Source organism: Nonomuraea sp. NPDC052129 (genome assembly GCF_040680095.1).
In the GTDB taxonomy this organism is placed as follows: Bacteria; Actinomycetota; Actinomycetes; order Streptosporangiales; family Streptosporangiaceae; genus Nonomuraea.
Window position 1 is genome coordinate 264466 of sequence record NZ_JBFAVX010000007.1, and the last position, 14596, is coordinate 279061.

General features: G+C 71.1%; 10 protein-coding genes. 7 read left to right on the forward strand and 3 right to left on the reverse strand.

The genetic code is table 11. The features are described from left to right. The first annotated feature begins 68 nt into the window (after window positions 1-68). From AB0L53_RS19260 to AB0L53_RS19290, 7 genes are all read left to right on the forward strand, one after another. Entirely contained in the window at window positions 69-1799 is a 1731-nt protein-coding gene (locus AB0L53_RS19260; RefSeq protein WP_363995229.1) for a hypothetical protein, read from the forward strand. Between the two features lie 15 nt (window positions 1800-1814). Then, the gene (locus tag AB0L53_RS19265; protein WP_363995232.1) at window positions 1815-2711 is read left to right on the forward strand and encodes a haloalkane dehalogenase; all 897 of its coding nucleotides are present in this window, start codon (window positions 1815-1817) and stop codon (window positions 2709-2711) included. Between the two features lie 64 nt (window positions 2712-2775). Then, the gene (locus tag AB0L53_RS19270) at window positions 2776-5118 is read left to right on the forward strand and encodes an AAA family ATPase (RefSeq protein ID WP_363995235.1); all 2343 of its coding nucleotides are present in this window, start codon (window positions 2776-2778) and stop codon (window positions 5116-5118) included. 112 nt (window positions 5119-5230) lie between these two features. After that, window positions 5231-6217 carry an ABC transporter permease gene (locus AB0L53_RS19275; RefSeq protein WP_363995238.1) on the forward strand — a complete coding sequence of 329 codons (987 nt, stop codon included), beginning with the start codon at window positions 5231-5233 and terminating at the stop codon, window positions 6215-6217. Then, complete coding sequence (locus AB0L53_RS19280; protein ID WP_363995241.1) at window positions 6214-7092, forward strand: ABC transporter permease; 879 nt, start codon at window positions 6214-6216, stop codon at window positions 7090-7092. The genes AB0L53_RS19275 and AB0L53_RS19280 overlap by 4 nt, the downstream gene beginning before the upstream one ends. After that, window positions 7089-9113, forward strand: coding sequence for an ABC transporter ATP-binding protein (locus AB0L53_RS19285; protein ID WP_363995244.1), 2025 nt, complete (start codon window positions 7089-7091; stop codon window positions 9111-9113). Before AB0L53_RS19280 ends, AB0L53_RS19285 begins: the two co-directional genes overlap by 4 nt. 22 nt (window positions 9114-9135) lie before the next feature. After that, complete coding sequence (locus AB0L53_RS19290) at window positions 9136-10833, forward strand: ABC transporter family substrate-binding protein (RefSeq protein WP_363995247.1); 1698 nt, start codon at window positions 9136-9138, stop codon at window positions 10831-10833. Window positions 10834-10861: 28 nt separating this feature from the next. On the opposite strand, the gene AB0L53_RS19295 is transcribed toward AB0L53_RS19290, so the two are convergent. From AB0L53_RS19295 to AB0L53_RS19305, 3 genes are read right to left on the reverse strand one after another with little or no spacing between them, the layout of a single operon-like run. Continuing rightward, window positions 10862-11998: a substrate-binding domain-containing protein gene (locus AB0L53_RS19295; RefSeq protein ID WP_363995250.1), complete on the reverse strand. Its 1137-nt coding sequence runs from the start codon at window positions 11996-11998 to the stop codon at window positions 10862-10864. Between the two features lie 10 nt (window positions 11999-12008). Next, the gene (locus AB0L53_RS19300) at window positions 12009-13100 is read right to left on the reverse strand and encodes an ABC transporter permease (RefSeq protein ID WP_363995253.1); all 1092 of its coding nucleotides are present in this window, start codon (window positions 13098-13100) and stop codon (window positions 12009-12011) included. Then, on the reverse strand, window positions 13097-14566 hold the full coding sequence (locus AB0L53_RS19305) for a sugar ABC transporter ATP-binding protein (RefSeq protein ID WP_363995256.1): 1470 nt from the start codon (window positions 14564-14566) through the stop codon (window positions 13097-13099). Before AB0L53_RS19305 ends, AB0L53_RS19300 begins: the two co-directional genes overlap by 4 nt. Window positions 14567-14596 lie beyond the last annotated feature (30 nt).

Consider the following 14596-nt stretch of genomic DNA (forward strand, 5'->3'; position numbering starts at 1 on the left):
TGAGGCACCTCTCTAGAGAGACACAGCCATATGTCCCGGCCTATCCATCTCTGTCCGGTCAGCCGATCATGGGGTCCGTGGGGACCGCCGAAAGTGCCGACAGGACCGACAGATCCCCCCGCGAATGGTGTGAAGAGGCGGTCACCAGACTCCAGGCGGGCCGCCCGGAAGCCGCGCTGGAGGCCGCTCGCACGGCCGCCGACATGGACCCGGCCAACGAGTGGGCCTACCGCCTGATCAGCCTCGCGCTGGAACGCCAGGGCCGCGACGCCGACGCGGTCGCGCCCGCGGAGCACGCGGTGCGCCTCGCCCTGGGCTCCTGGCCGGCCCGGCTGCGGCTGGGCACCGCGCTGCGCCGCGTCCCCGGCCACTGGGACGAGGCCGTCGAGCAGGCGGCGCTGGCCCGCGCGTACGCCCCCGAGGAGGCCGCCCCTCACGTGCTCCGCGGCGACCAGGCGCTGCTCCGCGCCGAGCACGCGCCCGCCCGGCGCGCCTATCTGACCGCGCTCGACCGGGATCCCGCGCATCCGCAGGCCCGCGTCAACCTCGGACTGACGCTGCTGCGCTGGGACCGCCTCCCGGCCCACCGCGACCCCGCCTGGCCGATCGACCCGCGCGAGAGCGGCCGGGCCAGGCGGGCGCTGGAGGTCTGGTCACGCCAGTCCCGCCTGCTGGTCGCGCTCGCGACGATCGCCATCGTCGTGGCCGCCCTGGGCTTCGACCGGGGCCGCGAGGGCCGGCTCGGCGGCCTCCTGGTGCTGGTCCTGCTCGTCCCGATCACGCTCAGGCAGGTGCGCAGAGTAGGGGTGTGGTCCTATGTCCCCGCCATGCTCGGCCGTGACCCCTGGCTGGGCGCCGCCCTGGCCTCGGCCGTCGCGTCGGTGGCCGCGTTCGCGGGCTGGCTGACGATGGGCGCGCTGCCGGACCTGCCGACGGCGTTCGACCCGGTGTGGGCCGCTCTGGCGGGCGTGGTGGTGCTCGGCTGGCCGGTGACGGCGGGCATGCGCGCGCTGGCCGAGCTCTGGCGCGGTAGCCCGATGCGGGCCCTGGCCCAGTTCGCCCGGGTGCCCGCCGAGCGCACGGCCAGGCGGAACACGGGGGTCACGCTCTGGATCATGCTCGGCAGGACGTGGTCGGTGCTGGTGCCCCTGGTGTGCGGGGCGCTGGCCGTGGAGCCGCGGGCCGCCGTGCTCGCGGTGGCGGTGCCGTACCCGCTGCTGGTCTCCTACCGGCGGGTCCGCCACCGCGAGGACAGATGGCTGCCGGTCGCGACCGGGCTGGTCGTGCTGGCGTCCGTGGCCTGCGCGGCGGGCGGCCTGCTGGGGCTGGTCTGGGCCTGGCGGACCGGGCTCGGCGCGCTCTGCGCGGCGGTGGCGGTGTTCGCGCTGCGCGCCGCGCGCGCCTGGTGGCGCGGCGGGCCGGGGCCGTGGCGCGCGTCACTGATCATGTGCGACCTGCCCACCGGCGACGCCCCGTCCGTCGCGCTCACTCCGGAGGTACGCCAGGCGTTCACGTACGCCAGGAGCGTCGTGCTGTCCTTCGGCGACTCCCTCGGCCCGCGCGTCGTGGGCACGGCGGCGACCGTCACCCCGTCGGGAGAGCTCAGACTGGTCGCCGAGACGCAGGCGCGGGCGGCCGTCGAGGCGGATCCACGGGTGGCGGTGTTCGCCGCCGATCCGCTGCAGCGCAGGTATTGGGTGGAGGTGCGCGGCATCGCCGTGGCCGATTCGGATCTGCTGCGGGTCACTCCCAAGCAGGTGCTCATGGGGGAGTTCCCCGGGCGGCACCAGAGGCGCTAGCTAGAATATCGTTCTATGCGGACTCTCCGTACCCCCGAAGAGCGTTTCGCCGACCTGCCCGACTTCCCCTACGAGCCGCGCTACGCCGAGGTGGCCGACGGCCTGCGCATGGCCTACGTCGAGACGGGCCGCGCCGACGGGCCGCCGGTGGTGCTGCTGCACGGCGAGCCGACCTGGTCCTTCCTCTACCGGCACGTCATGCGCGAGCTGGCGGCGGCCGGGCTGCGGGCCATCGCCGTCGATCTGGTGGGCTTCGGCCGCTCCGACAAGCCGGCCGAACGGGCCGACCACACCTACGCCAGGCACGTCGAGTGGACCCGCGCGCTGCTGTTCGACGCGCTCGGGCTGAGCGGCGTCACCATGGTCGGGCAGGACTGGGGCGGCCTGATCGGGCTGCGGATCGCCGGTGAGCATCCGGAGCGCATCGCCAGGATCGTCGCGGCCAACACGGGCTTGCCGACGGGTGACATTCCCATGCCCGAGTTGTGGCATCGCTTCAAAGACGCGGTGATGAACGCTCCCGCGCTGGACATCGCCAGATTCGTCCAGTCGGGCTGCAAGACCGAACTTTCCGCGGCCGTGCGCGCCGCCTACGACGCCCCCTTCCCTGACGAGTCGTACAAAGCCGCCGCGAAGGCCATGCCGGGGCTCGTCCCGATCACCCCCGACGACCCCGCCGCGCCCGCCAACCGCGCCGCCTGGCAGGTCCTCACCACGCTCGATCGCCCCTTTTTGGTGGCCTTCTCCGACGGAGACCCGATAACGGGAGGTATGGGGCCGGTCCTCAAGAAGTCGATGGCGGGCGCCGCGGGACGCGCCCATCCGGTGATCAAGGGCGCCGGCCACTTCCTCCAGGAGGACGCGGGCGGCGAACTCGGCCGCCACATCGCACGATTCGTCACCGGCACCTAGCGTGTCAGGTCCGCCCAATCGTCGGTCTGGTGCGGTATAACCAGGGGCGGACCGGGGAGGCGTGATGCGTGAGTCCGGCAGGGCCCAGACCGCAGGGCGGACCGCGGCGCGGGATCTGTTTGAACAGGTGCGGCTGCGCTATTTCCATCTTCCCCCGGCCATGCGCCGGGTGATGCACGTGGTCGTGCTCATCGCCACCGTCGGCGTGGCCGCCGCGCTCGGCTGGGACCTGTTCAAGACCTTTCTCATCACTCTGCTGGTGCTCGCGTTCCTCGCGCTGACGCTGCGCTTCCCGCGCGCCGCCGCGACCGTGCTGGTGCTCATCGGCTGGTGCGCGCTGCTGCCGGTGTTCTACGCGCTCCTCCCGCCGCCCTCACTGGCCCCCACGCTGTTGATGATGCTGGCCGTGCCCGTCGCCGCCGCCGCGCACCTGATCCGCTGGGTGACGCCGTGGCTGAGCGTGCTGATGGCGCTCGTCCCCGCCGGGGCGCTCGCCGCGGCCATTTCCTTCGTCTCCGACGCCGCCGCGGTCTGGGTCGCCTACGGCGCGGCCACCGCCGTCCTCGTCCAGCGCTTCATCGCCGCCCGCCGGGCCAGGAACGCGCTGAGCGCCGAGGAGCAGGTCCGGGTCAGGGCCCGCGACGGCCGGCCGGAGGCGCCGCCCGAGAAGGCCGGCGGGCTGCCCGACATCTCGGTCGAGGAGGCGCTGGCCGAGCTGGAAGGCATGATCGGGCTCGCCCCGGTCAAGGAGCAGGTCCGCTCGATCGCCGCCTCCATCGAGGCGTCCCGGCTGCGGGCCGAGGCCGGCTACAAGGCCGGCCGCCCGACCAGGCATCTGGTCTTCCTCGGCCCGCCGGGCACGGGCAAGACCAGCGTGGCCCGCACAGTGGCGAAGATCTTCTACGCGTTCGGCCTGCTCGAGACGCCCTTCGTGGTCGAGGCGCAGCGGGCCGACCTGGTGGGGGAGTTTCTGGGCGCGACCGCGATCAAGACCAACGAGCTGGTCGACCGGGCGCTGGGCGGCGTGCTGTTCATCGACGAGGCGTACGGACTGATCAACTCCTCCGACGGCCAGCCCGACAGGTTCGGCGCCGAGGCCGTGCAGACCCTGCTCAAGCGGGCCGAGGACGACCGCGACCGGCTGATCATCATCCTGGCCGGCTACGAGCAGGAGATGACCTCGTTCCTGTCCAGCAACCCCGGCCTGGCCAGCAGGTTCGCCACCCGGGTGCGTTTTCCGAGCTACTCGCCCGGTGAGCTGGCGGAGATCACCGAGGTGCTCCAGCGGCACCGGGGCGACACGATGGCGCCCGACGCGCGCGCCGCGCTGCTCGGCCTGTTCGAGGACGTCCAGCGGCGCGGGCTGGTCGACGAGCTGGGCAACGCCAGGTTCGTCCGCAGCCTCGTCGAGGCCGCCGCGACGGCCCGTGACGTGCGCGTCGTGGGCGCGGGCGGGACACCGACCACCGAGGACCTCGTGACCACCACGACCGCCGACGTGACCAAGGCGTTCGACGAGCTGACCGCCCGCTTCCGCGGCTACGAGGACACCCCCACCATCGAGGAGGCGCTGGCCGACCTCGACCGGATGGCCGGGCTCGAGCCGGTCAAGCGGCAGGTGCACGCCATCGCCGCCCAGCTCCAGGTCGCCCGGATGCGGCAGGAGCGCGGGCTGCCCACACCGCCGCAGACGCGCCACTTCGTGTTCGCGGGCCCGCCGGGCACCGGCAAGACCACGGTGGCCAGGGTCATCGGCCGCATCTTCGCCGCGCTCGGCCTGCTGGCCAGGCCCGACGTGGTCGAGGCGCAGCGGGCCGACCTGGTCGGCCAGCACCTCGGCGCAACCGCGATCAAGACCAACGAGCTGGTCGACCGGGCGCTGGGCGGCGTGCTGTTCGTCGACGAGGCCTACAGCCTGGTCAACCCCGGCTACTCCGGCGGCGACGCGTTCGGTGCCGAAGCCGTGCAGACGCTGCTCAAGCGGGCCGAGGACGACCGCGACCGGCTCGTCATCGTGCTGGCCGGCTACCAGCGCGAGATGGACACCTTCCTGGCCACCAACCCCGGCCTGGCCAGCCGGTTCAACCAGCGGGTGGCCTTCCCCAGCTACTCCGCGCGGGAGCTGTCCGAGATCGCCGTGCTGCTGGCCGACAAATCGGGCGACCGCTTCGACGAGGCGGCGCTGCGCGACCTCGACGAGGTCTTCGCCTGGGTCTGCGACGAGCGGCTGATCGACGGGCTCGGCAATGGGCGCTTCGCCAGGTCGCTGTTCGAGCGCGCGGCCATGCGCCGCGACGTACGGCTCGCCGCTCTGGCGGGGGGTGGCGGGTCGGCCAGCTCGGCGGAGCTGACGACTATCATCAGCGACGATGTCCGCATGGCCGTGGACGAACTTTCCGGACGTTAGGCAGCGAACTTTCCGGACGTTAAGCAGACTGCAGTTTGGTAGTTCCGTGCGCCCCGATGCTCGCATGGTGTAGCAATATGACTACACATCGTGCGCGCCGAAGGGGAGGGCGATGGCGGGGTTCCTGGCCCGCAGGCTGCTCAACTATCTCGTGCTCGTGGCCGTCGCAGCCAGCCTCGCCTACATGCTCGCGGCCAGCGCCCTCGATCCGCGCTCCAACTACGCCGACCGGACCCCCAAGCCGCCGCCGGCCGTCGTGGACGCCCAGCTCACCGCGCTCAACCTCAACGACCACACGCCGCTGCTCCAGCGCTACGCGACGTGGGCGGGCGGCGTGGTGCAGGGCGACTTCGGCCGTACGGTCACCGGCTCGCCGGTCAACGAGGACCTCAAACGGCGCATGGGCGTCACCTTCCGGCTGGTCATGCTCGGGCTGATCTTCGGCAGCCTGCTGGGGGTGGTCGTCGGGGCCGCCGCCGCGGTCAAGCAGTACGGGTGGTTCGACCGGTTGTCGACAGGGATGTCGTTCCTGGTGCTCGCGATGCCGGTGGTCGTGCTGGCCAACATGCTGATCCTGCTCGGCACCCTGGCCAACGATCGGCTCTTCGGGCACCGGCTCTTCCTGGTCAGCGGCGAATACAGCGACGGGCTCGACACCGGCTTCTGGGGGGCCGTGAGCGACCGGCTGCGGCACCTGATCCTGCCGACGATCTCGCTGTCGCTGGGGCTGGCCGCGGTCTTCAGCCGCTACCAGCGCAACACCATGCTCGACGTGCTCGGCGCCGACTTCGTCCGCACCGCCATGGCCAAAGGGCTGAGCAGGAGCCAGGCGCTCATCCACCACGCCCTGCGCACCGCCCTGATCCCCGTCGCGACCTACTTCGCGTTCACCTTCGGCGCGCTGCTGACCGGCGCGACGTTCACCGAGAAGATCTTCGGCTGGCACGGGCTGGGCGAACAACTGATCAACTCCATCTTCACCAACGACGTCAACACCGTGGCGGCCATCGCCTTCATCGCCGCGATCGCGGTGCTGTGCGCGTCGCTGGCGGCCGATCTGCTGCACGCCGCCCTCGACCCCCGGGTGAGGGCCGGATGACGGCGCTGCTCGTCGGTAGACGGGCTCCTTCGCGGCTGCGGGTGGTCGCCTGGAGGTTCTTCCAGTCCACGCAAGGGCGGATCGGCTTCGCCGTGCTCGTGCTGCTGTTCCTGCTGGCCTTCGCCGGGCCGGTGCTCAGCCCGTGGTCCTACACCGACAAGGACTTCACCGCCTTCCTCAGCCCGCCGTCGGCCGAGCACTGGTTCGGCACGCTGCAGACCGGCGCCGACGTCTACGCGGTGACGCTGCGCGGCATGCGCAAGTCGCTGATCGTCGGGCTGCTGGCCGCGCTGGTGTCCACCGCGCTGGCCGCCGTCGTCGGGGCGTTCGCCGGCTACTTCCCCGGCTGGACCGACCGGACGCTCACCTGGGGCGCCGACCTGCTCCTGGTGCTGCCCGCGTTCCTGATCCTGGCCGTCATGTCGCCGCTGTTCGGGGCGGGGCAGTGGGTGCTGTTCGTGATCATGCTGGCGCTGTTCCTCTGGATGGTCACCTCGAAGATCGTCAGGGGGATGACGATCTCGCTGAAGCAGCGGGAGTTCATCCAGGCCGCCCGGTTCATGGGCGTCTCGCCGGTGCGCATCATCTTCCGGCACATCATCCCCAACCTGTCGTCGCTGCTGATCGTCGACGCCACCCTCAATGTCAGCGCGGCCATCCTCACCGAAACCTCGCTGTCCTACTTCGGCTTCGGCATCCAGCCGCCCGACGTCTCCTTCGGCACGCTCATCGCCGACGGTTCCCGGACCGCCCTCTACGCGCCGTGGACGTTCTGGTTCGTCGCCGGGCTGCTGGTGGTCACCGTGCTCGCGGTCAACCTCATCGGCGACGCGCTGCGCGACGCCTTCGATCCCGCCTCCCGGAGGCCACGGTGACCCCCGTTCTGGAGGTCACCGACCTCAACGTCTCCTTCGGCGACGTGGCGGCCGTACGCGGCGTCAGCTATGCCGTACGCCAGGGCGAGGTGCTCGGCATCGTCGGCGAATCGGGCTCCGGCAAGTCCGTCACCTCGGCCGCGGTCATGGGCCTGCTGCCGCCGGGCGCCACGGTCACCGGCTCGGTGCGGCTGCACGGCAAGGAGCTGATCGGCGCCCGGCAGCGCGAACTGACCGCCTTCCGCGGCAAGACCATGTCGATGGTCTTCCAGGACCCGCTGTCCGCGCTGACCCCCGTCTACCGCGTCGGCGACCAGATCGCCGAGGCCGTGCGCGTCCACCAGAAGGTGACCAAGAAGCAGGCCGCGGCCATGGCCGTCGAACTGCTCGACCTGGTCGGCATCCCCAACCCGGCCCAGCGGGCCCTGGCCTTCCCCCACGAGTTCTCCGGCGGGATGCGGCAGCGCGCGGTGATCGCGATGGCCATCGCCAACGACCCCGACGTGATCATCTGCGACGAGCCGACCACCGCGCTCGACGTCACCATCCAGGCGCAGGTGCTAGAAGTGCTGAAGAAGGCCCAGCGGGAGACGGGCGCCGCGATCGTCATGATCACGCACGATCTCGGGGTGGTGGCCGGGTTCGCCGACCGGGTGCTGGTGATGTACGCGGGCCGCCCGGTCGAGGTGGGCAGCGTGGACGACATCTACTACGAGCCGCGCATGCCCTACACCGTCGGACTGCTCAGCTCCATCCCGCGCGTCGACACCGACGGACGGCACCCACTCGTGCCCATCGAGGGCGCGCCGCCGTCGCCCGCGGCGCTGCCGCCGGGCTGCCCGTTCGCGCCGCGCTGCCCGATGCGGATCGACGCCTGCGAGGCCGCCGAGCCGCCGCTGGTCGACGTCGGCCCGGCGCACCAGGCCGCGTGCATCCGCTGGGCGGACGTACGCCCCCGCGTGGCGGCCAAGCACGCGGTCCCCGTCGAGCCGCGTGACGCACGGCCGCGCCAGGACCGGCAGCCGGTGCTGAAGGTCGACGGGCTGGTCAAGCGCTACCCGCTGCTGCGCGGATCGGTGTTCAAGCACAGGGTCGGCACCGTGCACGCGGTGGAGGGGGTCAGCTTCGACGTACGCGAGGGCGAGACACTCGGCCTCGTCGGCGAGTCGGGCTGCGGTAAGACCACGACGCTGATGGAGATCCTGGAGCTGGCCGAACCGCAGGAGGGCCGCATCGTCGTGCTCGGGCACGACACCGCCCGCCTCGGCGGCGCCGAACGGATGGCGATCAGGCGCGACATGCAGGTCGTCTTCCAGGACCCGCTCGCCTCCCTCGACCCGCGCATGACCGTCTACGACATCCTGGCCGAGCCGCTGCGCACCCACGGCAAGGGCGATCCGGGCGCCCGGGTGGCCGAGCTGCTCGACCTGGTCGGGCTCGACCCCTCCCACGCGGCCCGTTACCCGCAGGACTTCTCCGGCGGACAGCGGCAGCGCATCGGCATCGCCCGCGCGCTGGCGCTCGAACCCAGGTTCCTGGCGCTCGACGAACCGGTCTCCGCGCTGGACGTGTCGATCCGGGCCGGTGTGATCAACCTGCTCGACGCGCTGAAGGCCGAGCTCGGGCTGTCCTACCTGTTCGTCGCGCACGACCTGGCCGTGGTGCGCTACATCGCCGACCGGGTGGCCGTCATGTATCTGGGCAGGATCGCCGAGATCGGGCAGGTGGACGCCGTCTATGACGCTCCCGCGCACCCGTACACGCAGGCGTTGCTGTCCGCGATCCCGCTGCCCGACCCGGTCCGCGAGCGCTCGCGGCGGCGGATCCTGCTCGAAGGCGATCTCCCCAGTCCGGCCGACCCTCCGTCGGGCTGCCGCTTCCGTACCCGGTGCCCGAAGTTCAGGGCCGAGCTGACCGATGACGAACGCGCCGTGTGCGTGGCCGTTGAGCCTTCGGTGCACCTGCTCGACAAGGACCAGGGCGCCGCCTGTCACTACGCCGAGAAGCTCGAAGTCACCTAAGCCAAGCGGGAGGATTCGCTCGATGAAAGCATCACGCCTGATCGTGGCCGCCCTGGCCGGCTCGTTGTGCCTGGCGGGTTGCGGCCGGGGCCCTGGCGGCAGCGATGGCCTCGCGGGTGGCCCGCGGGGGGACGAGCGGAACGTCAAGGCGTACGACATCAACCCGCAGCCGCGTGACAAGGTCAAGGACGGCGGCACGCTGCGCTGGGGCATCAACGAGTTCCCCACCCAGTGGAACAGGAACCACGTCGACGGCAACCTCGCCGTGGCCGCGGTGGTCAGCAACGCGCTGCTGCCCGCGCCGTTCAGGTCCGACGAGAAGGCGGACATCACCGCGAACCCCGACTACCTGATCAGCGCCGAGGTCACCTCCCGCGACCCGCACCAGGTCGTCACCTACACGCTCAACCCCAAGGCCAAGTGGTCCGACGGCAAGCCGATCGACTGGGCCGACTACCAGGCCCAGTGGAAGGCGCTCAACGGCACCAATCCCGCCTTCCACATCGTCTCGTCCACCGGTTACCAGGACATCTCCGACGTACGGCGGGGGCGCGACGACTACACGGTCGTCGTGACGTTCGCCCGGCCCTTCGGCGACTGGAAGTCGCTGTTCAGCCCCTTGATGCCGGCCTCCACCAACAGCACCCCCGAGGCCTACAACACCGCCTGGCTGAACAAGATCCCGGTGACGGCCGGGCCGTTCAAGTTCAAAGGCTTCGACCAGACGGCGAAGACGATCACGCTCGTCCGCGACGACACCTGGTGGGGCGACCGGGCCAAGCTCGACCAGATCATCTACCGCGCCTCCGAGCAGGACTCCCTGATCGGCGCGTTCAGCAACGGCGAACTCGACATCACCGACGTCGGCCCGTCGGCGCCCGACTACGCGCGCGCCAAGACCACCCCGGGCGCGACCGTACGCCAGGCGGCGGGCCCCGACTTCCGCCACATCACCTTCAACGGCTCCAGCGACCTGCTGAAGGACCAGCGGGTCCGGCAGGCCGTCCAGCTCGGCATCAACCGCCAGGCGATCGCCCAGTCAGACCTGCAGGGCCTCGACTGGCCGATCGCGCTGCTGAACAACCACTTCTTCATGAACACCCAGGAGGGCTACCAGGACAACGCCGGCGCCCTGGGCGTCTACGACCCGGCCCAGGCCAGACGCCTGCTCGACGCGGCGGGCTGGCCGCTGGGCGGCGGTGGCGTCCGCCAGAAGGACGGCAAGCCGCTCGACCTGCGCTTCGTGGTGCCGTCGGGCGTGCAGACCGGCAAGTCGGAGGGCGAGCTCGCACAGAGTATGCTCGCGCAGATCGGGGTCAAGCTCACCATCCAGGCCGTGCCCAGCGATGACTTCTTCACCAAGTACGTCATTCCCGGCAACTTTGATATGACGCCGTTCGCGTACATTGGCACACCTTTTCCGGTTTCGAGCAGTTTCGGGATCTACGCCAATTCGCCGAACGGGCAGACGTGGAACGCCAACTTCGGTCGTGTGGGCTCGCCCGAGATCGACGCGGCGATGAACCAGGCCGGCCAGAGCCTCGACCTGAAGCAGGCGCACGCGGACACCAACGCGGCGGACAAACTGATCTGGCAGGAGGTCAACGTGTTGCCGTTGTACCAGAGGCCGCAGAACGTGGCGGTCAGCGAGACGCTGGCCAACGTGGGGGCCCGCGGCTTCTACGACCTCCGCTACCAGGACATCGGCTTCACCCGCTGAGGTCGGCGCTCGCCTGAACCCGAGTCGGTCAGCCCTTCCAGATCCGCTCGTAGGCGGCGCGATAGCCCGGGGGGTCCCACGAGGTGGCGTCGTCGACGTTGCGTTGCGTGATCAGATGCACCGGCGCGACGTACCCGCTCGGGGGCCGCCCGGCGAACGCGCGGTTGAACTCGTCGACGATCTGGCTGCCCTGCGCGTTCAACGGCTCGGGAACGGTGGCCTGCTGGAACTGCCGGTCCCGGACGCGCTGGAACGCCGACGGGTCGCCGTCACCCGCGCCGATCGCGTACGGGGGCCCATCGCCGGCCTTGCCCTCGGCGCGCAGGGGCGCCGCCGCGTCGGCGAAGTAGAGGTCGTTGATGGCGACCGAGTAGGTCCATCGATCGCCGAAGCGCGACAGGAGCGAGGAGACCACCTGAGGCGTGCGGCTGCCCGTGTCAGGAAGCGGGATGTTCTGGTACGACAGCAGCGTGACACCGGAGCAGCTCAGCAGCGTTTTCTTGATCAGCTGCGCTTTGTTCTCCGCGAAGGGGATCGACGAGTCGGTGAAGATGACGACTCCCGCGTGCCCCTTCGACCTGGCGATGATCCAGAACGCGCTGATTCTCGCGACGTCCTCCACCCGGGTGGTGATGTTGGTGAAGAGCCTCGGGTTCGCGCCGGGCCCGGGCCGGCTCGCGGCGTGCCATCCGACGAGTGGGATGCGCATGTCACTGGCCCGCTCGACCTGCTCGGCGGCGGAGTTCGGGTCGAAACCGCCGATGACGATCCCCGACGGGCGCAGGGCGACGGCCTGGCCGAGGGCCTCCCGTACCCCGGCCGGAGTGCCCTGCCCATCGATCACCCGGACGTTCCAGCCGATGGACTCCCCGGCCTCCCGCACCGCGTTGGCCGTGCCCGCGACGCCGGGGTTGGTCATGGTCGCCGCGACGAACACGAGGTTCTTGCCGTGGACCGCTCGCGGACCGCTCGTGGGACCGTTCCAGGGGACGATCCCCTCGGCCCGCGCGACGGCCGGCCCGGCCACGGCCAGGACACCGGGACACGTGCTCGCCGACGGGCCCGGTGCGGGGCCGGGAGCCGAGCCGGTGGAGCCCCGGGAGCAGCCACCGGCGAGCGCGCAGGCCACCGCCAGGGCCGTCGCGATGCGTGAGAAGCGGTTCACGCTCGGATCCTTACCCCGCAGGTGGGACGGTTCGCGGTGGCGATGGGTCACGGGGCGGTGTGGCGGCGGGCTCGTATGGAGGCGCGGGCGGTGGCGTGCGGCGTGCCGCGGCCGGTCCCGCGTGCAGCCGACGCCGGGCCGCGTAGCCGACGAGCCCGACCGCAATGAGCAGGGTGACCCCGTTGAACAGCGGCGTCACCCAGAAGTCCGCCCCCAGCTGACCGATACCCGAAAGGCCGATCGCGAGGACGGCGACGGCGACGACGGTACCGAGCGCGTTGGCCCGTCCGGGCCTGATCGCGGTGGAGCCGAGCAGGGCCGAGACGAACGCCGGCAGCAGATAGTCGATCCCGACGCTCGGATTGCCGATCTGCTGCTGAGCGGCGAGCAGGACGCCCGCGAAGCCGGTGACCAGCCCGGAGCCCACGAAGGCGTAGACGACGTACCGGTGGGTCGGGATGCCGATCAGGTCGGCGGCCCGCGGGTTCGAGCCGATGACGTACAGGTAACGGCCGACGGGAAGGCGTTCGAGCACGAGCCAGAGCGCCGCGGCGAGGACGAGCACGTAGAACGCGGGGGCGGGCAGGCCCAGGAACTCCGAGTCGGATATGCCGGTGAAGGCGGGCGGAAGACCTTGCGGGCCGGGCACGATCCTGGCGCCCTCGGTCGTCCAGCCCGTGATGGCGTACAGCACGCTGCCGGTGCCCAGGGTGGCGATGAACGAGTCGATCTTGGCGAACTCGACGAGGAGACCGTTGATCACGCCGACGAGCGCGCCGCCGATGAGCACGCCGAGACAGGCCAGGGGCCATGGCCAGCCGCCGGCGATGATGAGTTGCAAGGTCACGACGTGTCCGAGCCCGACGCCATAGCCGATGGACAGGTCGAACTTCCCCGTGACGATGGGGATCATCGCGCCCAGCGCCAGGATCGCGGTGATCGAATGAGTCGAGAGGATCGACGTCAGGTTGGCCATCGTGGGAAAGGTGTCCGGCAGGGCGAGCGTGAACACCACGAACAGGACGACCGTCAGAGCGAGCAGTCCATAGCTGCCGATGAAGTGGCCGGCGGTGCGCCGCCGGCGCGGGGATCTCGTGGTCATCGGGGATTCGCACCGGTGACAGCGGGCGCGGCCGATGCGGCGTGGGTGAGCGCGGTGACCGTGAGGGCCGCACCGGCCACCTCGGTGGTCACCGTCCCCCGGACGAACATGAGGGCGCGATCACACACGTTCACGACTTCCTCGAAGTCGGTGGAGACGAGGATGGCCGCCAGCCCGCCGGCCAGGGCGTCGTCGAGGAGCCGGTAGATCTCGGGTTTGGCGCCGACATCGACACTGGCCGTCGGCTCTTCGAGGATCAGGAGGTGGCGGTTCGTGCCGAGCCAGCGGCCGATCATGACCTTCTGCTGGTTTCCGCCTGACAGGGTGGAAAGAGGCGCCTCGGCATCCGCGGGTTGGACGCCGAAGCACGCGACGAGCGCCGCCGCCTCGGCGCGCTCCGCGCGGGGCCGGATCCAGCTCAGTGGTGATCGGCCGTGTGCCCTGGGGTTCGCCAGGAAGTTCTCTCGGACGCTGAGGCCCGGGGCGGCGCCTTCCTCCTGCCGGTCGCTCGTCACCAGGCCGACACCCGCGTCGACGGCCGCCGACACCGACCGTGGACCATAGGGCCGCCCGTCGAGCAGCATGTGGCCGGCGAGGATGGGGTGCGTGCCGGCCAGAGCGCGGCCGAGATCCACGTGCCCGGCACCGGTGAGGCCGACGAGGCCGATGGCCTCACCGGCCCGCAGGTCGAGGCTGATCGGGCCGGCCTGCTCGGTGCGTACGCCGGTGAGGCTCAGCACCACCTCTCCGAGGTCGCGGTTCGGGCGCCGGTGGGTCGTCGGTTCGCGCCCGACGATGTCACGTACGAGGGCGGTGGGATAGCCGCCGGTGAGGTCTCCCTGGCTGACGAGGCGCCCGTTGCGCAGGACCGCGACCCTGTCGGCGATCTCGCGCACCTCGTCGAGCCGGTGGCTCACGTACACGATCCCATGACCGCGGTCACGTAGCGCGCGCAAAGCGTCGAACAGGCGGGCGCGGTCGGGCGCGGGCAGGCTCGCGGTCGGCTCGTCGAGGACGATGATCTCGGTTTCGGCGGCCAGCGCGCGGGCGATGGCGACGAGCGACCGCTCGGCGCGGGTGAGATCGGCGATCCGCTCATCGGGGTCGAGGTGGATCGCGACGGATCGGAGGGCCGCCACGCAGCGTTCGCGCACCCCGCGCCAGGAGATGAGACCGCCGCGCCGACGATAGCCGGTGCCGAGGGCGATGTTCTCGGCGACGCTCATCCATTCGACGAGGCCGAGGTCCTGGTGGACGAACGACATGCCGCGAGAGGCGGCCTGGCTGCCCAGCGGATGGCCGGCCACCTCGACCTCCCCATCGTCGGCGCGATAGATCCCGGCCAGGATCTTGATCAGCGTCGACTTGCCGGCGCCGTTCTGTCCGAGCAGGGCGAGGATGCCGCCGTGGTGGAGGTCGAGATCCACCCCTTCCAGCGCGGTGGTGCCGCCGAATCGCTTGCTCACTCCACGGATGCGGATGAGCGGCTCCGAGGC

Excerpts from the sequence above, each read along its gene's own strand:
- AB0L53_RS19260 (WP_363995229.1), top strand. The coding sequence starts at position 69 with ATGGGGTCCGTGGGGACCGCCGAAAGTGCCGACAGGACCGACAGATCC.
- AB0L53_RS19265 (WP_363995232.1), top strand. The coding sequence starts at position 1,815 with ATGCGGACTCTCCGTACCCCCGAAGAGCGTTTCGCCGACCTGCCCGAC.
- AB0L53_RS19270 (WP_363995235.1), top strand. The coding sequence starts at position 2,776 with ATGCGTGAGTCCGGCAGGGCCCAGACCGCAGGGCGGACCGCGGCGCGG.
- AB0L53_RS19275 (WP_363995238.1), top strand. The coding sequence starts at position 5,231 with ATGGCGGGGTTCCTGGCCCGCAGGCTGCTCAACTATCTCGTGCTCGTG.
- AB0L53_RS19280 (WP_363995241.1), top strand. The coding sequence starts at position 6,214 with ATGACGGCGCTGCTCGTCGGTAGACGGGCTCCTTCGCGGCTGCGGGTG.
- AB0L53_RS19290 (WP_363995247.1), top strand. The coding sequence starts at position 9,136 with ATGAAAGCATCACGCCTGATCGTGGCCGCCCTGGCCGGCTCGTTGTGC.
- AB0L53_RS19300 (WP_363995253.1), bottom strand. The coding sequence starts at position 13,100 with ATGACCACGAGATCCCCGCGCCGGCGGCGCACCGCCGGCCACTTCATC.